The 22529-nt window shown below is 35.5% G+C and carries 19 protein-coding genes and 1 pseudogene; 2 read left to right on the top strand and 18 right to left on the bottom strand.

Annotated elements, in window-relative coordinates; genetic code table 11:
- Position 1: 1 nt before the first annotated feature.
- From rlmN to coaBC, 7 genes are all read right to left on the bottom strand, one after another.
- Complete coding sequence (rlmN, locus tag BJS11_RS09435) at positions 2-1096, bottom strand: dual-specificity RNA methyltransferase RlmN (protein WP_069995630.1); 1095 nt, start codon at positions 1094-1096, stop codon at positions 2-4.
- 3 nt (positions 1097-1099) lie between these two features.
- Positions 1100-2413 (bottom strand): 16S rRNA (cytosine(967)-C(5))-methyltransferase RsmB, encoded by a 1314-nt coding sequence (gene rsmB, locus BJS11_RS09430; RefSeq protein ID WP_069995631.1) that lies wholly within the window; start codon positions 2411-2413, stop codon positions 1100-1102.
- Positions 2410-3342, bottom strand: coding sequence for a methionyl-tRNA formyltransferase (gene fmt, locus BJS11_RS09425; protein WP_069995673.1), 933 nt, complete (start codon positions 3340-3342; stop codon positions 2410-2412). The genes rsmB and fmt overlap by 4 nt, the downstream gene beginning before the upstream one ends.
- A complete protein-coding gene (locus tag BJS11_RS09420; protein WP_069995632.1) occupies positions 3335-3823 on the bottom strand; it encodes a peptide deformylase in 489 nt (162 codons plus the stop codon). Before BJS11_RS09420 ends, fmt begins: the two co-directional genes overlap by 8 nt.
- Before the next feature lie 79 nt (positions 3824-3902).
- Positions 3903-4592, bottom strand: a complete 690-nt coding sequence (locus BJS11_RS09415) for a GNAT family N-acetyltransferase (RefSeq protein WP_069995633.1) — start codon at positions 4590-4592, stop codon at positions 3903-3905.
- A gap of 210 nt (positions 4593-4802) precedes the next feature.
- Positions 4803-7211, bottom strand: coding sequence for a primosomal protein N' (priA, locus tag BJS11_RS09410; RefSeq protein WP_069995634.1), 2409 nt, complete (start codon positions 7209-7211; stop codon positions 4803-4805).
- Between the two features lies 1 nt (position 7212).
- Positions 7213-8442 carry a bifunctional phosphopantothenoylcysteine decarboxylase/phosphopantothenate--cysteine ligase CoaBC gene (gene coaBC / locus BJS11_RS09405; protein ID WP_512700705.1) on the bottom strand — a complete coding sequence of 410 codons (1230 nt, stop codon included), beginning with the start codon at positions 8440-8442 and terminating at the stop codon, positions 7213-7215.
- A 298-nt stretch (positions 8443-8740) separates the two neighbouring features.
- Here coaBC and BJS11_RS13345 point away from each other — a divergent pair.
- Positions 8741-8974 (top strand): annotated as a pseudogene (locus BJS11_RS13345) (IS110 family transposase); the annotation flags it as partial.
- Positions 8975-9179: 205 nt separating this feature from the next.
- On the opposite strand, the gene rpoZ reads toward BJS11_RS13345, so the two are convergent.
- Both rpoZ and gmk read right to left on the bottom strand, forming a co-directional pair.
- Positions 9180-9392 carry a DNA-directed RNA polymerase subunit omega gene (rpoZ, locus tag BJS11_RS09400; protein WP_069995636.1) on the bottom strand — a complete coding sequence of 71 codons (213 nt, stop codon included), beginning with the start codon at positions 9390-9392 and terminating at the stop codon, positions 9180-9182.
- On the bottom strand, positions 9392-10015 hold the full coding sequence (gmk, locus tag BJS11_RS09395; RefSeq protein WP_069995637.1) for a guanylate kinase: 624 nt from the start codon (positions 10013-10015) through the stop codon (positions 9392-9394). The genes rpoZ and gmk overlap by 1 nt, the downstream gene beginning before the upstream one ends.
- A gap of 159 nt (positions 10016-10174) precedes the next feature.
- Here gmk and BJS11_RS09390 point away from each other — a divergent pair, with 159 nt between their 5' ends.
- The gene (locus tag BJS11_RS09390; protein WP_069995638.1) at positions 10175-11872 is read left to right on the top strand and encodes an Rqc2 family fibronectin-binding protein; all 1698 of its coding nucleotides are present in this window, start codon (positions 10175-10177) and stop codon (positions 11870-11872) included.
- A 109-nt stretch (positions 11873-11981) separates the two neighbouring features.
- On the opposite strand, the gene BJS11_RS09385 is transcribed toward BJS11_RS09390, so the two are convergent.
- From BJS11_RS09385 to BJS11_RS09345, 9 genes are all read right to left on the bottom strand, one after another.
- Entirely contained in the window at positions 11982-12392 is a 411-nt protein-coding gene (locus BJS11_RS09385) for a VOC family protein (protein WP_069995639.1), read from the bottom strand.
- Positions 12393-12727: 335 nt separating this feature from the next.
- Positions 12728-12916, bottom strand: coding sequence for a hypothetical protein (locus tag BJS11_RS09380; RefSeq protein WP_069995640.1), 189 nt, complete (start codon positions 12914-12916; stop codon positions 12728-12730).
- 22 nt (positions 12917-12938) lie between these two features.
- On the bottom strand, positions 12939-13550 hold the full coding sequence (gene pyrE, locus BJS11_RS09375; RefSeq protein WP_069995641.1) for an orotate phosphoribosyltransferase: 612 nt from the start codon (positions 13548-13550) through the stop codon (positions 12939-12941).
- Complete coding sequence (gene pyrF, locus BJS11_RS09370; RefSeq protein WP_069995642.1) at positions 13551-14243, bottom strand: orotidine-5'-phosphate decarboxylase; 693 nt, start codon at positions 14241-14243, stop codon at positions 13551-13553.
- A 280-nt stretch (positions 14244-14523) separates the two neighbouring features.
- Entirely contained in the window at positions 14524-17697 is a 3174-nt protein-coding gene (gene carB, locus BJS11_RS09365) for a carbamoyl-phosphate synthase large subunit (protein ID WP_069995643.1), read from the bottom strand.
- Positions 17690-18790 carry a carbamoyl phosphate synthase small subunit gene (locus tag BJS11_RS09360; RefSeq protein ID WP_069995644.1) on the bottom strand — a complete coding sequence of 367 codons (1101 nt, stop codon included), beginning with the start codon at positions 18788-18790 and terminating at the stop codon, positions 17690-17692. The genes carB and BJS11_RS09360 overlap by 8 nt, the downstream gene beginning before the upstream one ends.
- Complete coding sequence (gene pyrC / locus BJS11_RS09355; protein WP_070014091.1) at positions 18790-20064, bottom strand: dihydroorotase; 1275 nt, start codon at positions 20062-20064, stop codon at positions 18790-18792. The genes BJS11_RS09360 and pyrC overlap by 1 nt, the downstream gene beginning before the upstream one ends.
- Complete coding sequence (locus tag BJS11_RS09350; RefSeq protein WP_069995645.1) at positions 20061-20963, bottom strand: aspartate carbamoyltransferase catalytic subunit; 903 nt, start codon at positions 20961-20963, stop codon at positions 20061-20063. The genes pyrC and BJS11_RS09350 overlap by 4 nt, the downstream gene beginning before the upstream one ends.
- A gap of 29 nt (positions 20964-20992) precedes the next feature.
- Positions 20993-22300: a uracil-xanthine permease family protein gene (locus tag BJS11_RS09345; RefSeq protein WP_070014089.1), complete on the bottom strand. Its 1308-nt coding sequence runs from the start codon at positions 22298-22300 to the stop codon at positions 20993-20995.
- Between the last annotated feature and the right edge of the window lie 229 nt (positions 22301-22529).

Raw genomic sequence — 22529 nt, 5'->3', positions numbered from 1 at the left:
CCTACCTCGTTTCTACTTTTCGTTCCTTCGCTCTTAATTGTCCACATGCAGCATCGATATCTGCACCTTGTTCACGTCTGATTGTTGCATTAATACCTAAGCGTTTTAATTCTTTTTCAAACTTAAAGATATCTTCTTTTGGTGTTTTTACATAATTTCTTTCAGGCACGTGATTCACAGGAATTAAGTTAACATGACAATTCAATTTTTGAATTAAATGTGCTAATTCTCTCGCATGTTCGATTTGATCATTAACGCCACCAAATAAACCATATTCAAACGTGATACGTCTATTTGTTTTTTCTTGATAATAATGAATAGCTTCCATTAATTTTTCAACATTATATGCTCTGTTAATCGGCATTAAACGTGAACGAATTTCATCCTTTGCACCGTGTAAGCTCACTGCAAAGTTAATTTGTATATCTTCATCAGCAAAATCATATATACGAGGGATAATCCCAGATGTTGATACTGTAATATGACGGGCGCCAATATTCAGACCATTATCATCATTAACTATTTTTAAGAAATCCATCATTTCATCATAGTTCTCAAACGGTTCGCCAATACCCATGATAACGATTTGTGATACACGTTCTTCTGTTTCATCTAATGCTTTTTGTACAGTTAATACTTGCGAAACAATTTCTCCAGCTTCTAGATTACGTTTTAATCCACCTAATGTAGAGGCACAGAATGTACAACCAATACGGCAACCCACTTGTGTCGTTACACATACAGAATTACCATATTCGTGGCGCATAAGAACTGTTTCTATCGTATAGCCATCTTGTAATTCAAATAAAAACTTAATCGTACCATCACGACTCTCTTGTTTCACAACCGTCGTCATTGTTGTCATTGTAAAGTTTTCTTCTAAAACACTTCTAAGTTCTTTAGATAAATTTGTCATTTCCTCGATGCTATCTACGCGTTTTTCATAAAGCCACTCAAAAATTTGTTTCGCTCTGAATTTTTGTTGCCCGTGTTCAACCAACCAATCTTGCATTTCATCATATCTTAATGAATATATAGATTGCTTTTCAAAATTTGGAAGGAATTTATTCTTCTTCTTTTTTTCTGGAGTAATCATATTTTAATTTTCCTTTCTTTTAATCCTTGTTATGAAAAAGCCATCAGAGTTAAAATCTTGAGGTAGTATTTGCATCGTTTTTACTTTTTCTCCAGTTACCGGATGTTCAAATGTATCGAATTCAAAATCTTTATTTTCTTTTAAAAATGTATAAATAACATTTTCATTTTCCATTTGCTCAATCGTACACGTTGAATAAACAATCGTGCCACCTTTTTTTACATTATATTTCACATTATTTAAGATCTCTAATTGAATTTCAACTAATGATTGAATAGATTCTTGAGATTGTTCATATTTAATTTCAGGTTTGTGTCTTAAAACACCTAAACCACTACAAGGTGCATCAACTAAAATCTTATCATACACTTTATCATATTTTTCTGTTGCATCGTGTTCAAATGCAGAAATGTTAGACAAACGTAATTTTTTAATATTAAAATCAATCAATTCGATTTTATGTTCATGAATATCAGTTGCGTCTACATGACCTCTTCCATCTAATAATTCAGCAATATGACAGGCTTTACCACCTGGCGCGCTACACGCATCTAGCACTTGATCACCAGGATTGAGTCCTATCAATTCTCCTACAAACATCGAACTCTTATCTTGAATAGAAACTAGACCATCTTTAAACATACGTGATTCTATTATCGGTTTACCGCTAATATGCAAACAAGCCTCAATATCCTTATCTTGTTCGACGATATAGTCATCATCAACAAGTCTTCGAATCGCATCATCTACTGAAATACGTGTTGCATTTACACGCACAGTTGTCGAAACTTTATCTAAAAATGATTGTGCAATCGCTTCTGTTGTTTCAATACCAAAATGTGTTGTCCAATGATCCACTAACCATTTTGGCAAACTATATTCGATTGCAATTCTTTTCTTGTCATCTGTAATTTCAGTAAAATCTGGTAAATCACTTCTCATAATATTTCTTAAAATACCATTTACTACATTACCGTTGTGCGGACCACCTTTATATTTCGCAATTTCAACTGCTTCATTAATGATGGCATGCTCAGGTATTTTATCTAAATAGACATATTGATATATACTCATCCATAATAATTGTCTAACCCAACCCTTGAGTTTAGTTTGCACGAACGGTTTCAATATATAGTCTAACGTATATTTTCTTTTTAGCGTCCCATATACTAACTCTGTAAATAAACCTTTGTCTGCACGGTTTAAGTCATTATTAGAAAGTACCTCATTAATGATGATATTACTATAGGCCTTGTCATGAATGATATCTTTAATTGTTTCAAAAGCTAATACTCTCACATTGGTCTCATTTGTCATGATAATACCTTCCCAACTAGTGATGTTTGTACACCACTTAAATAATTTGCTGCTAACATACGTTTTTTACCTGCAACTTGGATATCAGTTAACGCGATGGCATCCTCTGATCCAGTTGCTACAATGATAGCTTTTTTAGTTGTTTCAATAATTGTACCAGGTTCACCTGCTTGATTTTTTACTATTTGAGAAGCATATAATTTCATGTTTCCATCATCCATGATTGTGTATGCAACAGGCCATGGTGATAAGCCTCTAATATGGTTATATATATCTTCCGCAGATTGCGTCCAATCAATTTTTTCCTGATCACGCGAGATGTTTGACGCAAATGTTGCCTCATCTTCTTGTTGTGGCACACGTTGGTTTGTCCCATCTAATATGCTCGGTAATGTTGCTTTTAATAGATCTGCACCTAATACACTTAATTTATCATGCATTGTACCTACATCATCTTGTTGTTCTATGGCAATTGCGCTTTGAGAGATAATATCTCCAGCATCTAATTTTTTGACCATATACATGATTGTAATACCTGTTTCTAATTGCCCATCCATAATTGCTTGATGTATTGGTGCACCGCCTCTATATTTCGGTAATAGTGATGCATGTACGTTAACCGCACCAAATTTCGGAGCATTTAATAATGATTCTGGTAATATTTGACCAAAAGCAGCCGTAACTATTAAATCAGCATCTAAAGCAATGAGTTGTTCTAATTCTTCTGAGTGTGCTAATTTTTCAGGCTGGAACACTGGTATATCATGTGCCACAGCAACTTCTTTAACTGGTGGTGGCGTAAGTTTACGCTTTCTGCCAACTGGTCGATCTGGTTGTGTCACAACTGCAATCACCTCATGTTCAGCAATTAACATTTCTAGTATTTTCGTTGAAAAATCAGGTGTTCCCATAAAAATTATTTTACTCATTTTCAAAATACGCCTCCATTTCTGCATCATCTAAATAGCGTTCTACACGTTCTGTAAACAATTTACCTTCAAAATGATCAATCATATGTAAAATCATTCTCGCAATGTCATCATAAGCGGTCATTTCTACTTCATTACCATGTTTATCGTTGCTTTTCACTACGATCATTGTACTTCTTGTCACTTCACCATATACACCAGGCAAACTAATCGAGCCTTCTAAATCAGTTACTTTTTCATCAGATTCTCGCAACAATTGTGGATTAATCAATTGAAGTAATCCATCTATTTCCATATCGATAATAGCAACTTTCTGCGCTATTCCGATTTGCGGTGCACAAATTGCAGATGCTTCAACATCATACATTGTGTCTTCTAAATCTAATAATAATTGTTCTAATTGTTTATCAAATTGCGTCACGTCTGAAATCGTTTGATTTAGTGTCGGGTGTTTAGCTGTTACAAGCGATTTAATCGTCATAGTGATATCTCCTCATAAAAATTCATCATATCATTATAACTTATTTTTGTGGAAATTGCATCAACTATTCCATATTGTACTATATTGATAAATGGCTCAATTGCTCTCCTTTTTCATTGAAATTCTGGGGAGATAGCCACTTTTCAAATTTTGGTTTATTGTTGTACCATTCATGGTCGGTCATTGCCAACCAGCATGTATCTCTATTGCGATTTTTATATATTTTATGTTGGTGGAAAATGCCCTCAAGTTTAAACCCTAACCGTTTAGCCGCTCTGATAGAAGGTTCATTTAATGCATCACATTTCCATTCATATCTTCTGTAACCTAATGTATCAAAGACATATTTTGCTAATAAATACTGTGCCTCCGTTGCAATTCGAGAACGTTTTAAAATATTTGCGTAATGAATATGTCCTACTTCAATGACGCCATTGTCTTGGTCAATTCTTAAAAAAGATAAAAGTCCTACCGCTTGTGAAGTTGATTTGTCGATAATAGCAAAAAAGTATGGATCCTTTGATATAACCATTGGCGCTATATATGATTCAAATGCATTATAATCTTGCGGTTGATTGTCAGGGAGATACGTCCAATTCGATGCGTCTTCCTCTGCTATAAAATATTGATATAAATCCTCTGTATGTACATTTGATAATTTTTCCAATCGGCAATATTGACCTTCTATCACTTTTACAGATGGCGCTTCAAGTTTGGTAAAATTTGAAACTATTTCCCCGATAGGTTGGTTAAATTCATTATATCTCATTAAATATAACCCCCTTAGATTATTTACTAATACTCATTATAAATCTTAATATACATGAAAATGGTATATTAATAAAAAGGACAAATAGCTAACTGAGGAATTAGAAAACATTCCTAGCTATACTATCTGCCCTTTTTCTGCGCTTATTAAGTTTGAACAGGTTATATAAACCCTTGTAAATACTGATTCTAAAATGTTTCAACACCTGTTTTACATCATCATTTGAGGATTGATATCAATTTTTAATGCTAACTTCTCTTTCAAGTATTGATCATGATAATAGTCATCTAAATATTTCAATGCTTCATGTAGCGCTGGTTCACTTTTATATTTCACTAAAATTTGGAAACGAAATTCATTGTTAATGCGTGCCAAAGCAGCTGGAGTAGGTCCTAGTACTAATGCCTTGTCTGATAAATGCTGCAACAACACTTTATGAATATGCTTCGAAGCTTCCATAACCTTTTTCATTTCTTTGTGTGAAATCGTGAAGTTCATTAAAAAGAAATACGGCGGATATTTTCCAATTTTACGGTAGCTCATCTCTTTTTCAAAAAATGCAATATAATCATTTTGCTGCACATCTTTAATCGCATAATGATCCGGATTGTATGTTTGAATTATGACTTGGCCTTCTTTTTCGTGTCGGCCTGCTCGCCCAGCAACCTGTGTCAGTAATTGATACGTGCGTTCACTGGCTCTAAAATCAGGCAAATTCAACATTGTATCCGCATTAAGCACACCTACTAAAGTAATATTCGGGAAATCTAAGCCTTTAGCAATCATTTGAGTGCCCAGTAAAATGTCACCTTTCCTTTCGCCAAAGTCATTTAATAACTTTTCATGTGCACCTTTTCTAGATGTTGTATCAACATCCATTCGAATAATACGTGCATCTTGAAATACTTCTTGTAATAATTCTTCAACTCGTTGTGTACCTGTTCCTACTTGTCGTATATGTTCACTCTCACAATTTGGACATCGATTAGGTGGTACTTCTTGGTGACCACAATAATGACACTTCAATTGATCTGTAGTTTTATGATAGGTCAATGAAATATCGCAATTTGGACATTGTGGCACGTGACCACAATCTCTGCACAACATAAATGAAGCATAACCTCGGCGATTTAAAAACAGCACAATCTGCTCTTTTTTGTCTAAGCGCTGTTGAATTGCATCGCGCAATTGATTCGAAAACATCGATCGGTTTCCTGAACTCAATTCTTCGCGCATATCTACAATTTCAACTTCAGGTAAAGCTTGTTGATTTACTCTATGGGGCAAAGCCAACAACTCATAGACCCCTTTTTCAGCTCTAGCATATGTTTCCAAGCTTGGTGTCGCACTTCCTAAAATCAATGGACATTGATGATACTGACTGCGCCATTGTGCAATATCTCTTGCGTGATACCTAGGATAATCTTCTTGTTTATATGTTGACTCGTGTTCTTCGTCGATAATGATCATGCCTAAATTTTTAAATGGCGCGAATACGCTTGAACGTGCGCCAACACTTACACGAGCCTTGCCGTCTCTAATTTTTTGCCATTCATCGTAACGTTCACCTTTAGATAGACCAGAATGCAATACTGCAACCTCATCACCAAAGCGGCGTTTAAAACGTAAGACCATTTGTGGTGTTAAAGCAATTTCAGGAACGAGCATCATCGCTTGTCGATCAAGTTTTAATGCTTCTTCAATTGTTTGCAGATAAACTTCTGTTTTTCCAGATCCTGTAACACCATGGAGTAAAAATGTTCGTTGCTCGTGTGCTTGTATTTTTTCTAAAATAGCATCAAACGCTTGTTGTTGATCAGTTGTTAATTGTTGTTTAGCATCTTGCTCAAATACTCTCGTTTCAAAAGGATCTCGTTCTACAATGGCATCATATTTTTCGACATATCCTTTGCGCACCAACGTATCAACACTAGATTTGGAAAATTCCATTGCTTCAATATCTTTTAGAAGTACAGTACGATGTCGTTCATCTAACAAATATGCATACAGTTCATACTGCTTTTTCGACTTTTCCAAACTACCGAGTATTTGTTCCTCATCAAAGCCTTCTACAACAGCAACTGCACGTTGCTTTTTCTTACCAACATTTTGTGACAACAATGTTACTTCAGCAACTGTACCTTGTTTTAATAACGGTAGTAATTGATTTAAATCATCATTGTATTGCGCTGTTTTATATGGATAGTGACCTTCGCCATCAAATCTCTGTAACAGAGTTTGGGGAATATTTTCTGCATCTTCAATAGCAAAAACCTTAGTGTATTTCGCCTTAATTGCACTGGGTAACATGACTTCTAGCATAGAAATACGCTTCGTAACAAAGTAATTATTGTACCACTCTGTTAACTGTATCAATTCCTCTGTTAACTCAGGCTTGATATCTTGAATTTCTTTTATTTCTTTTAACTTGGCAGTATCTATATCACTATCTGGTTGATTGGTAATGTGCATCACATAACCTTGAATGGTCCTTGGCCCAAACGGAACAATAACACGCACCCCTACTTGAATCATTGATTGTAACCTCGTAGGAATGATGTAATCAAAAGTATAATCAACACTCTTGGAAGGTATATCAACAATTACTTTAGCTATCATTTTATTGCCACCTTGTTTCTAGACTATTCAAAATATGCTCCGCAAGTTCGACCTTTTTATGTTTACCTAAGGGCATTGTATCTCCATTTTTATAATACATCGTGTAATCATTATCGTCAGAACTGAAACCAATCGTACGGTCTCCTACGTTATTCGCAATAATCACATCTGCATTTTTATGTTGTAGTTTTTTACGAGCATAAGTTTCAATTTCTTGAGTTTCTGCCGCAAAGCCTACGAGATATTGTGTTGCTTTGTGCTCACCTAAGTATTTTAAAATATCTGGCGTACGTCTAAATGCAACTGACAGGTCTCCATCTTGCTTTTTTAACTTATGTTCTAACATTTCAACCGGCGCATAATCCGATACAGCCGCAGCTTTAAATATGATATCTTGTTCTGTAAAACGTGACTTTACCGCTTCAAACATATCGTCTGCACTTTGCACTTGTACAACTGATACATTTTTAGGTGGCGTGAGATGAGTAGGACCTGAAACTAGTGTAACATCAGCGCCACGTTGAGCTAGTGATTCTGCTAATGCGTAACCAATTTTTCCTGAAGAACGATTCGACAGAAAACGTACTGGATCTAATTCTTCAACAGTTGGTCCTGCCGTGATTAAAGCACGTTTTCCAGCAAAACTACTATCTTTGTACTGTGGTAATTGCTTAATTTCATTGAAATATTGATTTAGGCGTTCAACGATTTGTAAGGGCTCTTCCATACGTCCCTTAGCAACGTAGCCACATGCTAAAAAACCTTCACCAGGTTCTAAAAACAAATAACCATCTGAACGTAATGTTGCCATATTGTGTTGCGTTCTATTATTCTCATACATATGTACATTCATGGCTGGCGCTATAAATTTCGTTGTTTCTGTCGCCAATAAAGTAGATGTAACCATATCATCTGCAATTCCATTTGCAAGTTTTGCAATTGTATTAGCTGTAGCAGGAGCAACTATAATGGCATCTGCCCAATCGCCTAATGCAACATGTTGTATTTCTTTAGGATTTTCTTCGACAAAGGTACTCGTATACACTGTATTTCTACCAATTGCTTGAAATGCTAAAGGTGTAATAAATTCTTGTGCATGATCAGTAAGCATGACTCGCACATCATATCCTACTTGTGTTAATTTACTAGTTAAATCAATTGCTTTATATGCTGCTATGCCGCCCGTCACAGCTAGTAATATTCGTTTCATCGTATTGTTATTCTCCTTCAATATGCATTATATGTGACTTATAACTTTCAATTTCTATGAAAATTAAACGCGATGTTCATATCTTAAAACATGTTTTGTTTGATTACTCTCTATTATACACAAATTGGTAACCAAATTAAAAAAAGGGAATTGGACAGAAAACAAATTTTCTAATAAAGATTTCGTAGTCTCATCACGGCAAGCTTGACTAAGCTTGATATGTTTATCTGAGCTGAAGCTCATGCATAAGTCTCACTAACATAATGAATTAAGCAGTGAGACTTTGTATTTTCAATTCAATTATCTACTATTTAATTGAAAACGAGGAAATAAAAATGCTCGAAAGCTATTGTTTTGGGTTGTAATGAATATCATTCGTGGCCAGCGACATTATGATAATCACATTATTGATTATTACTATAAATTAAAAAAGCAGCCTCATGAGAAACCTCATAAGACTGCCGTGGTAGCTTGTATGAATCGTTTATTGAAAACAATTCACTACTTAGTTACCAACAATAAACAATATGACTATCAAATGTCCCCACATTAAAATAATCATATTTACAAATATAATTTAACACCTTATTTAAAAAATTAAAATTGAGCGATTTATTTAAGTACGCTTAATTTATTATATAAGCACTTGACTAATCGTAGGAATGAGCCCGAGACATCTATTAATGTCCCAGGCTCTTGAGTGTCATTTCAATTTAATCCATTGCTTTAATCAAAGAATGTGTAAGATTGATTCGAACTTAATATGTTTTTAAGAATAGTTCGTCAGGATAAACTTCACCGTCAGCAATTTCTTCTAAGGCTTTACCTACAGGTTTTTCTGAAATATATCTGTTCAATAATTCAGTTTCAGGCTTTTCATCTATTTCACGCGCACGTTTTGCAGCAGTTGTTGCAATTAAATATTTAGAATTAATTTTTGCTGTTAATTGGTTTAATGGTGGTTGTAACATTATTTTTTTGCCTCCAGTATCATTTTTCTATATTTTGCTTCAATACGTTCTCTTTTCAAATGTTCCGCTTCAACAATGGATTGGATACGTTGTTTGGCTAATTCGACTTCATCATTTACAACAACATAATCATATAGATTCATCATTTCCACTTCTTTACGTGCTTCATTTACACGACTTTGTATCTTCTCACTGGATTCAGTACCACGCCCGACTAATCGTTCACGCAAATGGTCTAAACTTGGTGGCGCAAGAAAAATAAACAGTGCGTCAGGGAATTTTTTACGCACTTGCTTAGCACCCTCAACCTCAATTTCTAAAAATACATCGTGCCCTTGATCCATCGTGTCTTTAACGTATTGCACAGGTGTCCCATAATAATTTCCAACGTACTCTGCATATTCTATAAATTGATCTTGTTTTATTAATTCTTCAAATTCTGACTTTGCTTTAAAGAAATAATCAACACCATCGACTTCACCTTCACGTTTACCACGTGTCGTCATCGAAATAGAATATTTATAAGATGTGGATGGATCATCAAATATTTTTTTTCTAACTGTACCTTTCCCAACACCAGAAGGTCCAGATAAGACAATCAGCAAACCTTTCTCATTATCCATGACTTACTACCTCTCTAAACTATTCTTCTATTATTAAACTATGATACCATAATTCTCGTTTAATTGTATAGCTTACAATTGTACAAACTTTGGTCATGACCATTTCTCTATGCCATGTTACAATATGATGAATGATTAAAAATAAGGTGGCTGATAGTAATGGCATATGATGGTTTATTTACAAGAAAGATGGTAGATTCTCTTCAATTTTTAGTAGATGGAAGAATCCATAAAATTAATCAACCTGAGAACGACACATTAATCATCGTCGTTAGACAAAATCGTAAAAATCATCAGCTTCTACTTTCTATCCATCCTAGTTTTGCGAGAATGCATTTAACAACTAAAAAATATGATAACCCATTTGAGCCACCAATGTTTGCGCGTGTATTTCGTAAACATATCGAGGGTGGTATCGTTAAAGCAGTAAGACAAATTGGAAATGATAGACGTGTAGAAATTGATGTGCAAAGTAAAGATGAAATTGGCGATACAATTTATAGAACAGTTATATTAGAAATTATGGGTAAACACAGTAATTTAATTTTAGTAGATGAACAACGTAAAATTATTGAAGGTTTTAAGCATCTTACACCTAATACGAACCAATATCGTACTGTTATGCCTGGATTTCAATATGAAGCTCCGCCAACACAAAATAAAATCAATCCTTTTGAGTTAACCGGACATGAAGTTTTGAAATATATTGATTTTAATAGTGGCAAAATTGCGCGCCAATTACTTGAAAATTTTGAAGGATTTAGTCCTTTAATAACCAATGAGATTGTAAATCGCAAACAATTTATGACAAATGAAACATTACCCGCTGCATATGACACAATCATTGATGAAATCAATGCACCGCCAACACCGGTTTTTCATAAAAATCACGAAACAGGCAAAGAAGATTTCTATTTTATGAAATTAAATCTATTTTATGATGATATAGATGAATACGAATCATTGCATGAATTATTAGATCGTTATTATGATGCCCGTGGTGAACGAGAACGTGTCAAACAGCGTGCAAATGATTTAGTTAAATTTGTACAGCAACAATTGCATAAATATCAAAATAAATTAAATAAATTGATTGATGAGCAAGAAGGTACGAAAGACAAAGAAACCCAACAATTATATGGTGAATTAATCACTGCGAATATTTATCGTATTCAGCAAGGCGATAAGTCATTAGAAGCACTTAATTATTATACTGGTGAAGATGTAACGATTCCACTGAATCCTACAAAAGCACCTGCAGTGAATGCACAAATTTATTATAAAAAATATAACAAGCTTAAAACACGCGAACATGAATTGCATCATCAAATCGAATTAACTAAAGAGAATATCAACTATTTCGAAAGTATTGAACAACAGCTCGCGCACATCACGGTTGATGATATAGACGATATTCGTGATGAACTTGCAGAACAAGGATATATGAAACAACGCAAACAAAGTAAGAAAACTAAAAAACCAGCAATGCAAATCCAATCATATACATCCACAGATGGCGATACGATTCTAGTTGGTAAAAATAATAAACAGAATGATTTTCTCACGAATAAAAAAGCCAAAAAGCATCATCTTTGGTTCCATACGAAAGATATCCCTGGCTCACATGTAGTCATACTAAGTGATGAGCCAAGTGAAGCAACGATTATGGAAGCGGCTATGTTATCAGGCTATTATTCAAAAGCTGGTAACTCTGCACAAATTCCAGTTGACTATACTGAAATTAAACATGTACACAAGCCTTCAGGTGCTAAGCCAGGTTTCGTAACGTATGATAATCAAAAAACACTTTATACAACACCTGACTACAATCATATTCAAAAAATGAAATCAACTTAAACTAATAAATCAAAACTAATGAAAACACCCAATCGTTATATTTAGAGATTGGGTGTTTTTGATAGTGGTAAAACATACATCTAGCGTTTTCAGTTAGTATAACAAACAATTACTTATTATCTGCAGGTAAAGCAAGTTGGAAATTCACACCGAATTTGTCTTGAATCCATGTAAATTCTCTAAATGGCGGCATTTCTGTTTTAGGCATCAATATCGCCCCATCACGCTTCAATTTACTAAACAAGCGTTCCATTTCAAGGGGGGAATCTACCGTAACGTATAATGACATAGCTGGATTCATTTCAATATCTACACCATTCATATTGTCGATTGCCATAAATACTTGATCTTTCAATCTGAAGATTGCATGTTGCACTGCTCCAGTAGGTTCAGCATCACTTTCAGTATATCTAACCAATGCTAAAATTTCTGCATCTTCAAATGTATTTACATATAAATTAATGGCCTCTTCTGCGTTGCCATTAAACATTAAAAAAGTTGTTATCTTAGGTATTGCCATGATTCTACCTCCTTTATGCTACTCACATTCAAGCATAAAGGATAAATAACAAAAAATCTAATTTAATATATTAACTACGCTAAACATCTCATGTTAATCAGATTAAAATAGTTTTTACTTTGTCTTTTAACAATTCACAGTTAAACTATAAATAAATCTATTGGAGGTTATTTTATGTCTTTTTATATTATTCCATTATTAATTGCAGCCTTAGTATTACTCGTAGGCTATATCATTATAAAAATTATGATTCGCTAATTTTTCAGTGAGCGCATAAAAAAGGCGTACGTGTCAATTGCATTGCACGTGCGCCTCATTTTATGTCATATCACCTTTTAAGGTTGAATACGACCTTTTTGTTTCATGTTTGATTTTGATTTCTTATATATATTTTTCTCTGTTGTGCTTGATAATAATTCATTATCTGTCTCTGTTGTACTTTGTGGGCGATAGTCTTCATCTTTTTTTAAAAAATTGTTTAAATGCGAAAAATGATTATACGCATCTTGCGGGTCTTTTGTCATAATATCCCCTCCATTTAGTATATTATGACAAGTTGTCTCTCCAATCAACTAATGTACGAATATCATCTTCAGAAATATCTCCATTCTCTTTAGCAACCTCAAGTAATTCATTGTAATCACTTAACGTGTAGAATGGAATATCAGCTTGCTTGAATTGTTCATCTGCTTTTTTAAGTCCATAAGTAAATATTGCGACAACACCTATGACCTCTGCGCCTGCTTCTCTTAATGCTTCAACTGCTGTAATAGATGAACCGCCTGTTGAAATCAAATCTTCAATAACTACAACTTTCTTGCCTTGACTTAACGCACCTTCAATTTGGTTTTGTTTACCATGACTTTTACTTTTAGAACGTACATAATTCATTGGTAAATCTAAGACTTCCGAAACGAATGCAGCATGTGGGATACCAGCAGTTGCAGTACCTGAAATGATTTCTGCATCTGAAAAGTGCGTTTTGATTAATTCACATAAACCATCACGAATGTGCTGACGTACGTTTGGATAACCTAGCGTCACGCGATTGTCACAGTATATTGGTGATTTAATCCCTGAACTCCATGTAAAAGGATCATTAGGTGACAGTGAAACTGCTTCGATTTCTAAGAGTGATTGAGCGATTGCTTTAGCCATTTAACCTAACCAACTTTCTTTAATTTTATGATAACTTGCAACTGGGTTGTCACTTTGCGTAATAGGTCTTCCTACTACGATATGTGTTGCGCCTAATTTTTTGGCATCTTCTGGTGTTGTGATACGTTTTTGATCATCCGTATTACTATCGATTGGTCTAATACCTGGTGTCACTTTTAAAAAATCGGTGCCTAGTTCTTTTTTTAGTAACTCTGCTTCTAGAGGCGAACACACGACACCATCTAGGTCCGAATCTTTTGCTAATTGTGCGTAATTAAGCACAGCATCTTCAATTGTAGTTTGAATGTTTTGTTCATCTCGTAACATCGCTTCAGTCGTTGATGTAAGTTGAGTCACTGCAATTAATTTGATATCTGCATTATGTTTTCTAAGTCCTGCGAGCGCACGTCCCATCATTTCAGACCCACCAGCAGCATGGACATTGACAAGGTCTATATTTAGTTTGCTTAGTCCTTCCATTGCTTTACCTACCGTATTCGGTATATCATGCAATTTTAAATCTAGAAAGATATCATGTCCACGTGCTTTAATAGCTGAAATTAATTGTGGCCCCGTCTGATAAAACAGTTCCATTCCTACTTTTACAAATAGTGGTTCATCGAATTGATCCAAAAACTGATCTACAGCTTCTTTAGAATCAAAATCCAATGCAATAATTGGTAAATTGTTCATTTGCGTACGACTCCCTCACTTTTATATTTCCTGGTACTCTTATGATTAAGCTTGAGACTGTGATGAAAAATAAATCTACGGATACATTAATAATTAGGCAATAGATGACTGCATTGAAATTGTATTGTCTCACTGATTAATATATTAAGTTAGTGAGACTTATGCATGAGCTTTCGCTCAAGTTAATATATCAATCCTAGTCATCCTTGCCGAGTTCTAACTACAAAATCACCATTAGAGCATCTGCTTCCAGTCCCACTCCTACACGCTCTATCAAAAATTACATATTTTTCATCGTAAATGTCATGCTTTCAAGCACGCGTGTTAATGCTACAACTGTGTCTAATGAAGTCAGACAAGGTACACCGTTTTCAACGGAAGCACGTCTAATTTGGAAACCATCGCGCTCAAATTCTTTACCTTTCGTCATTGTATTCACAACGATTTGAACTTCACCATTCTGAATGCGATTGAGTAAATCATCTTCGCCGCCAATTTTGCCGACAATCTCTGCTGGTATTTGATGCTCAGCAAGTTTGTTTGCAGTTCCTTTCGTTGCTAAAATCTTATAGCCTACTTCATTTAAACGGTGGGCAATATTCACAATTTCTTCTTTATCTTTATCACTGACAGTCATCAATACTGTTCCGTGATCTTTAACTTCCATACCACTTGCAGTTAACCCTTTGTATAGCGCTTTTTCCATAGTTGCATCTTTACCCATTACTTCACCAGTTGATTTCATCTCAGGTCCGAGTGTGATATCTACATTTTTAAGTTTATTGAAACTGAACACTGGTGCCTTAACGAATACACCATCTGTATAAGGTTGAATACCAGGTTCATAACCTAGGTCTGTCAATTTATCACCAATAATTGCACGCATTGCTAATTGCGCCATTTGAATATTTGTAATCTTACTCAAGAACGGCACTGTACGACTTGAACGAGGATTCACTTCAAGTACATATACCCCATCGTGCGCAATAACAAATTGAATGTTGATTAATCCTACAATATTTAAACCTTTAGCTAAACGAATAGTGAAATCTTCTAACGTCTTCATTTCTTCTTGAGTTAGCGTTTGTGGTGGATACACAGCAATTGAGTCACCAGAGTGAACACCTGCACGTTCAATGTGCTCCATAATACCTGGTATAATGACTGTTTCACCGTCACATATTGCATCCACTTCAATTTCTTTCCCAGTTAAATACCTATCGACTAATACTGGGTGATCTGGGCTCGCTTTAACTGCTTGATTCATATAATCTTCTAATTCTGCATCGCTATTCACAATTTCCATCGCACGACCACCTAATACATATGACGGTCTTACCACGACTGGGTAGCCAATATTTCTAGCATTTTCAAGTGCTTCTTGTGGGGAAGTTGCTGTTTTACCTTTTGGTTGTGGCACATCAATTGTGTGTAGTAAAGCCTCAAATTCCTTACGATCTTCTGCTCTATTTAAGTCTTCAAGTGACGTTCCTAATATTTTCACATCACGTTGTGCTAATTTATCAGCTAAGTTAATCGCTGTTTGTCCACCAAACTGAACAACTACCCCTTTAGGTTGTTCTAAATCAACGATGTTCATGACATCTTCTTCAGTCAATGGTTCGAAGTATAATTTGTCTGAAATAGAGAAGTCAGTTGAAACTGTTTCTGGATTATTATTAACGATGATTGCTTCATATCCTGCTTGTTGAATTGCCCAAACGGCATGTACCGTGGCATAGTCAAACTCTACACCTTGTCCAATTCTGATTGGTCCTGAACCAAGCACTAATATTTTTTCTTTATCTGTCACAGTAGATTCATTTTCAAATTCATACGTACCATAATAATATGGCGTTGCAGATTCAAATTCTGCTGCACAAGTATCTACCATTTTGAATACTGGTGTAATGCCATGTTGTTGTCTTAATTCATATACTTCTTGTTCTGTCATGTCGAAACGATGCGCTATAACTCTATCGCTGAAACCGTAGTTTTTAGCAAATTTGAGGTAGTCAATATCACCTTTGTTGGCTTTCAAATCGTGCTCAATGTTGATAATATGTTGGAATTTATTTAAAAAGAAATAATCAATCTTGGTCATTTCATGTATCTCTTCTAATGTCGTACCTCTACGAATAGCCTCACCAATAAAGAATAAGCGTTCGTCATCTTGGTCTTTGATACGTGTTTTAATATAGTCTAAGTCAAACGTTTCACCATTAGGCAAACCTAGATGGTGTACCCCATATTCTAAAGAACGAATGGCTTTAAGTAGTGATTCTTCATATGTTCTACCAATCGCCATGACCTCGCCTGTCGCTTTCATTTGCGTACCTAATACACGTTCTCCTTTTTCAAATTTATCGAACGGGAAACGTGGTATTTTAGAGATGACATAGTCCAATGTAGGTTCAAATGCTGCATATGATGTTTCTGTGATTGGATTTAGCATTTCATCTAATGTTAAACCAATCGCAATTTTGGCAGCTAATTTAGCAATTGGATAACCCGTTGCTTTTGAGGCCAATGCTGATGAACGCGATACACGTGGATTCACTTCGATAATATAATAATCCATAGAGTGTGGATCTAAGGCAAGTTGTACGTTACAGCCACCTTCAATTTCTAATGCACGGATAACTTTTAAAGACACATCGCGTAACATTTGATATTCCACATCTGATAAAGTTTGGCTTGGTGCAACAACAATGGAATCGCCTGTATGAATGCCGACCGGATCAATATTTTCCATATTACAAACAACTATGGCATTATCATTTTTATCACGCATAACTTCATATTCTATTTCTTTAAAACCAGCAATAGATTTTTCAATTAAACATTGAGTCGCAGGACTGTAATGCAAACCATTTGTCACAATTTCTTTGAATTCTTCATCGTTATGGCAAATACCGCCACCAGTACCACCCATCGTAAATGCTGGTCTAACAATCAGTGGATAACCCACTTCTTCTTTAAACGCGAATGCTTGTTCCACCGTATTAACAATGTCACTCTCTGGTACAGGTACATCTAATTCATTCATTAAAGATCTAAATAATTCTCTATCCTCAGCTTGTTGAATCGATTCTAATTTTGTCCCTAGAAGTTGCACATTATTTGCCTCAAGTTCGCCACTATCGTGTAACTGAATCGCCATATTTAAACCAGTTTGTCCACCAAGCGTCGGTAATAATGCATCTGGTTGTTCTTTACGGATGATACGAGCGATAAAATCATGCGTTAATGGTTCAATATAGACTTTATCTGCAATTTCATTATCAGTCATAATTGTAGCAGGGTTTGAGTTTACTAAAATAACACGATAGCCCTCTTCTTTAAGTGCCAGACATGCTTGTGTACCAGCATAGTCAAATTCAGCTGCTTGACCAATAATAATAGGTCCTGATCCAATTACTAAAATCGTTTCGATATCTTGACGTTTAGGCATTTGTTATACGCTCCTTTGCTTTGTATTCATTGATCATGTCTATAAATTCATCAAACAAATAGTTAGAATCAGAAGGTCCAGGACATGCTTCTGGATGATATTGCACTGAAAATGCTGGTAATGATTTGTGACGTAAACCTTCAACGGTACCGTCGTTGATCGCAATGTGAGTAATTTCTAATTCGGTATTAGCTAGTGAATCTTTATCAATGGCATAACCATGATTTTGACTTGTTAATGCAATTTTTCCTGTCGTTAAATCTTTAACTGGATGATTCGCACCTCTATGGCCAAATTTCATTTTAAATGAAGTTGCGCCTTGTGATAGTGCAAATAACTGATGGCCTAAACAAATACCAAAGAATGGAATTTTACCTAAAATGCCTTTAATCATTTCAACAGCTACTTGTACTTCTTCTGGGTCTCCTGGGCCATTGGACAACATAACGCCATCCGGAGACATCCTAATAATTGCTTCAGCAGTCGTATCGTATGGTACAACGGTTACGTTACACCCACGCGCATTTAATTCTCTGACGATGTTTTGCTTTTTACCAAAATCGACAAGTACAACACTTAATCCATAACCTGTTGAAACATATGGTGTTTTCGTAGATACAGTTGTTACTTCATTGCGTGGTAATGTTTCTGTTTTTAGGCGTTCTATACATGCTTCAATGTCATCTTTATTATCTGTAAATGTTGCCTTTAATACACCATAATTTCTTATTTTTCGAGTAATACTACGTGTATCGACACCTGAAATACCAGGAATATCATATTCAACTAATACTTCATGGAATGTCTTTTTCATTCTAAAATTGCTCGGTTGTAGGCTTGCTTCTTTGACAACTACACCACTTAAAGTTGGTACGAGTGACTCAAAGTCATCTCTATTCACACCATAATTTCCAATCAACGGATATGTGAACGTGATAATTTGTCCAGTATAAGACGGATCAGAAATAGTCTCTTGGTAGCCTGTCATTGCTGTATTAAATACAATTTCACCTAGTGTTAAATTATCGGAACCTAGCGGATATCCTTCATAATATGAACCATCTTCTAATACGAGATAACGTTTCTGCAACATTATTTTTCCTCCTTAAATTTAACTTCACCTTCAACCAATGTTAAGACTGGCGTACCATATACTTTATATCCTAAAAATGGTGTATTCGTACCTTTTGATGCAAAGTCTTCGGCTTTAATTTCGCTTTCGTCTTCTAAGTTAATAACTGTTAAATCTGCAAGACTACCTTCTTCTAATTTGCCATATGGTAAATCGAAAGTTTGCGCTGGCTTAATCGTTAAGTAATCTACAAGTTGTTGTAACGTCCAATCTCCATTTTTAACAAAGTGAGTATATAATAATGGGAACGCCGTTTCGCTACCTACAATACCAAATGGTGCTTTGACCATAGGTTGGTCTTTCTCTTCTGCAGCATGTGGTGCATGGTCTGTTGCTATACAGTCAATCGTACCGTCAAGTAATCCTTCAAGTAGCGCATCTCTATCTGCTTTACTTCTAAGTGGTGGATTCATTTTATAAATTGCATCATCTCCAGGCACATCATCTTCAGTAAGCAATAAATGGTGTGGTGTCACTTCAGCCGTAACATGAATACCTGCTTTCTTAGCATCACGAATTGCTCTAACGCTTTCTTTTGTAGAAACATGGCACACGTGATAATGTGCGCCTGCAGCTTCAGCAAGCAAGACATCTCTCGCTATTTGAACCGCTTCACAGATATTTGGAATGCCTGGAATGCCTAATTCTTTGCTACGTTTTCCTTCATGCATTGCGCCACCATAAATTAGACTATTATCTTCACAATGTGCAACAACTGCTTTATTAACTTTAGCTGCAGCTTGCATCGCTTCATACATCATGCTCGCTTGTTGCACGCCAACACCGTCGTCTGTAAATGCAAATGCGCCATTTTGGGCAAGTGTTTCAAAGTCAACATGCTCGTTACCTGCCTGTCTCACTGTAATTGCTGCATAAGGCAATACTCTCACTTGAGCATTTTCTTCGATTAACGTATTTAGACGTTTTAAATTGTCCTCTGAATCAGGTACTGGACGTGTATTAGGCATTGGACATACCGTTGTAAATCCTCCTCTTGCAGCGGCTTGTGTTCCTGTAGCGATTGTTTCTTTGTGTTCACCACCTGGTTCACGTAAATGTACATGAACGTCAACGAATCCTGGTGAAACAAATTGACCTTGTACATCGATGACTTCTGTTTCAGCATCCACTTCAATTTGTGGTGCAATTTTTTTAATGTGTTGACCTTCTATTAAGATTGATGCAGTCTCTAGTTCACCATTTTGTAAGATTTTAGCATTTGTTAATAATTTCATTTTGTTGTTTCCCCTCTCGTTTGTAAGATATTATCTATAACTGCCATGCGCATGTACATGCCATTTTCCATTTGTTTAAAAATCCGTGACTTAGGTGCCTCAACCAATGTATCTTCAATCTCTACGCCTCTATTTACTGGAGCTGGATGCATGATAATAGCTTGATCTTTTAACTGTTCATATCTCGTCTGAGTTAGACCAAATTGCTCATGGTATTGCTGTACTTCAAATTGTGACGTTTCACTTTCACCATGTCTTTCGTGCTGAACTCTGAGCAACATGACAATATCAATTGTTGGTAACACTTCATCAATATCGACATAAGGTGCATCTAATGTGTCGTCTTTCCAATTTTCTGGACTAGAAAACATAACGTTTGCACCTAATGCTGTTAAGCTTTGATAATTACTTTTAGCTACACGTGAATTTTTAATATCACCACAAATTAAAATATTCAAGCCTTCGAATGTTTCATATTCTTCGTAAATTGTCATAATATCGAGCAAACTCTGCGTTGGGTGTTGACCACTGCCATCACCAGCATTAATAACTGGAATGTTTAAAGTCTGCAATTCCTCATAATAGTTTGTTTGTGTGTGACGAATGACGAGCACGTCTGCACCAACTTGTTCTAAAGTCTTGCATGTATCATATAAAGATTCACCTTTTTGAACTGAAGATGTATTGGTCTCAAAATCGATAAGTTTTAAACCGAGTTTTTGCTCTGCAACTAAAAAGCTACTTTTCGTTCGTGTTGAATTTTCAAAGAATAAGTTGGCGACGAATGTATCCTCATAACTATTCGCATTTTGCGTGCCATGTTTGAATGCACTTGCACGTTGTACCAATTCATAAATTTCACTTGTCGTTAAGTGTTCCATTGATAGTAAGTTGTCCATTTGTTTCAGCTCCTATGAAAAGATTCAAACTAATTTTCCACTGATTTTTCTTTCGGTAAAATTAAATTCAATATGATGCCTGCTAATGCAGCTAAAGCCATACCTTCTATTTCTAAATTGATACCAATCCCTTTTAAATTAAACACCAAATTACCAATACCGATTACCAGTATGACCGAAGCTATAACTAAGTTACGATTGCTTGCGAAATCAACTTCGCTCTCCACTAACATTCTTAATCCACTTGCCGCAATAATACCGAAGAGAAGTATGGATACACCACCCATTACAGGTGTTGGTATTGATGACACAAGTGCTGTAAATTTACCAACAAAGCCAAGTACAATAGCTATCACTGCTGCACCACCTATGACATAAACACTGTAAATTTTTGTAATCGCAAGGACACCAATATTTTCACCGTATGTCGTACTTGGTGGGCCACCAATAATACTTGCAAACATTGTAGATACACCATCGCCAATAATTGACTTATCTAGACCAGGATCTTTAAAGAAATTACGTCCTACAATTTTATTAATAACCATCTGATGACCAATATGTTCACTTACTGTTACAAAGACAATCGGTATCAGTACGAGCACCAATCCTAAATGAAATGACGGTGTGTAATCTTTAAATGGAATATATACTTCTGGAAATTGTAACCATTTCGCCTTTGCAATAGCTTCAAACTGAACCAGTCCCATAAATGCGGAAACAATGTAACCTGTAATAATTCCAATAAGTACAGGAATTAATGATAAAAAGCCTTTAAAATAGCCCTGAACAATGATGGTCACTAATAAGGTCACCATCGCCACGATTAAATAACTTAGGTTATAACCTTTCATATCCGCTGAATTTTCAAACATTGCCATATTGACTGCTGTTGGCGCTAAACTCAATCCAATCACCATGATAACTGGACCAACAACGACAGGAGGTAATAAATGCATGAGCCACCCCGTACCACTAAGTCGTATGGCTAAGCCAATCAATACATACATCACACCACTCATGAACAGTGCAACGAGCATATCCCCTAAACTATGGTTATTTAATCCCGTAATAATTGGTGTAATAAAAGCGAAACTTGAACCCAGATAGGCTGGGATTTTTGCTTTTGTAATTAAAATATATAGTAGTGTTCCTATCCCAGATGCTAATAGGGCTGAGGATATGGGTAATCCTGTTAAAAATGGGACAAGTACTGTTGAACCAAACATCGCAAATAAGTGCTGCGTACTTAAGAATGCCCATTGTCCTAGCTTAGGTTTATCTTGTACATCTAATACAGGTTTGGCTGTACGTTCAAACATCGTTTCATTCTCCATTTATGTGCTTCCTCTCATAAAAAAATCTCTTTACATTGTATTCATGTAAAGAGACTAAAAAGTGGGATTATCTATCACTGAATTGGAAAGTGACATTGTTATATGCTTTACATATAACGACTGTCCGTTCTCGCCAAGTTAGGTTAGATAATTTGAAGAGGTACAGTACACTACTACTGCAAAAAGCTTACACCCGTTTCATGCGCTATCCATACTGGTGCTGATAATG

This window comes from Staphylococcus caeli (genome assembly GCF_900097965.1).
Lineage (GTDB): Bacteria > Bacillota > Bacilli > Staphylococcales > Staphylococcaceae > Staphylococcus > Staphylococcus caeli.
This window is presented reverse-complemented; position numbering and strand designations above follow the sequence as displayed.

Bases quoted from the DNA above. Each gene is read 5' to 3' on its own strand.
- rlmN (WP_069995630.1), bottom strand. From the start codon at position 1,096: ATGATTACTCCAGAAAAAAAGAAGAAGAATAAATTCCTTCCAAATTTT.
- rsmB (WP_069995631.1), bottom strand. From the start codon at position 2,413: ATGACAAATGAGACCAATGTGAGAGTATTAGCTTTTGAAACAATTAAA.
- fmt (WP_069995673.1), bottom strand. From the start codon at position 3,342: ATGAGTAAAATAATTTTTATGGGAACACCTGATTTTTCAACGAAAATA.
- BJS11_RS09420 (WP_069995632.1), bottom strand. From the start codon at position 3,823: ATGACGATTAAATCGCTTGTAACAGCTAAACACCCGACACTAAATCAA.
- BJS11_RS09415 (WP_069995633.1), bottom strand. From the start codon at position 4,592: ATGAGATATAATGAATTTAACCAACCTATCGGGGAAATAGTTTCAAAT.
- priA (WP_069995634.1), bottom strand. From the start codon at position 7,211: ATGATAGCTAAAGTAATTGTTGATATACCTTCCAAGAGTGTTGATTAT.
- rpoZ (WP_069995636.1), bottom strand. From the start codon at position 9,392: ATGTTACAACCACCATTAAACCAATTAACAGCAAAAATTAATTCTAAA.
- gmk (WP_069995637.1), bottom strand. From the start codon at position 10,015: ATGGATAATGAGAAAGGTTTGCTGATTGTCTTATCTGGACCTTCTGGT.
- BJS11_RS09390 (WP_069995638.1), top strand. From the start codon at position 10,175: ATGGCATATGATGGTTTATTTACAAGAAAGATGGTAGATTCTCTTCAA.
- BJS11_RS09385 (WP_069995639.1), bottom strand. From the start codon at position 12,392: ATGGCAATACCTAAGATAACAACTTTTTTAATGTTTAATGGCAACGCA.
- BJS11_RS09380 (WP_069995640.1), bottom strand. From the start codon at position 12,916: ATGACAAAAGACCCGCAAGATGCGTATAATCATTTTTCGCATTTAAAC.
- pyrE (WP_069995641.1), bottom strand. From the start codon at position 13,550: ATGGCTAAAGCAATCGCTCAATCACTCTTAGAAATCGAAGCAGTTTCA.
- pyrF (WP_069995642.1), bottom strand. From the start codon at position 14,243: ATGAACAATTTACCAATTATTGCATTGGATTTTGATTCTAAAGAAGCT.
- carB (WP_069995643.1), bottom strand. From the start codon at position 17,697: ATGCCTAAACGTCAAGATATCGAAACGATTTTAGTAATTGGATCAGGA.
- BJS11_RS09360 (WP_069995644.1), bottom strand. From the start codon at position 18,790: ATGTTGCAGAAACGTTATCTCGTATTAGAAGATGGTTCATATTATGAA.
- pyrC (WP_070014091.1), bottom strand. From the start codon at position 20,064: ATGAAATTATTAACAAATGCTAAAATCTTACAAAATGGTGAACTAGAG.
- BJS11_RS09350 (WP_069995645.1), bottom strand. From the start codon at position 20,963: ATGGACAACTTACTATCAATGGAACACTTAACGACAAGTGAAATTTAT.
- BJS11_RS09345 (WP_070014089.1), bottom strand. From the start codon at position 22,300: ATGGAGAATGAAACGATGTTTGAACGTACAGCCAAACCTGTATTAGAT.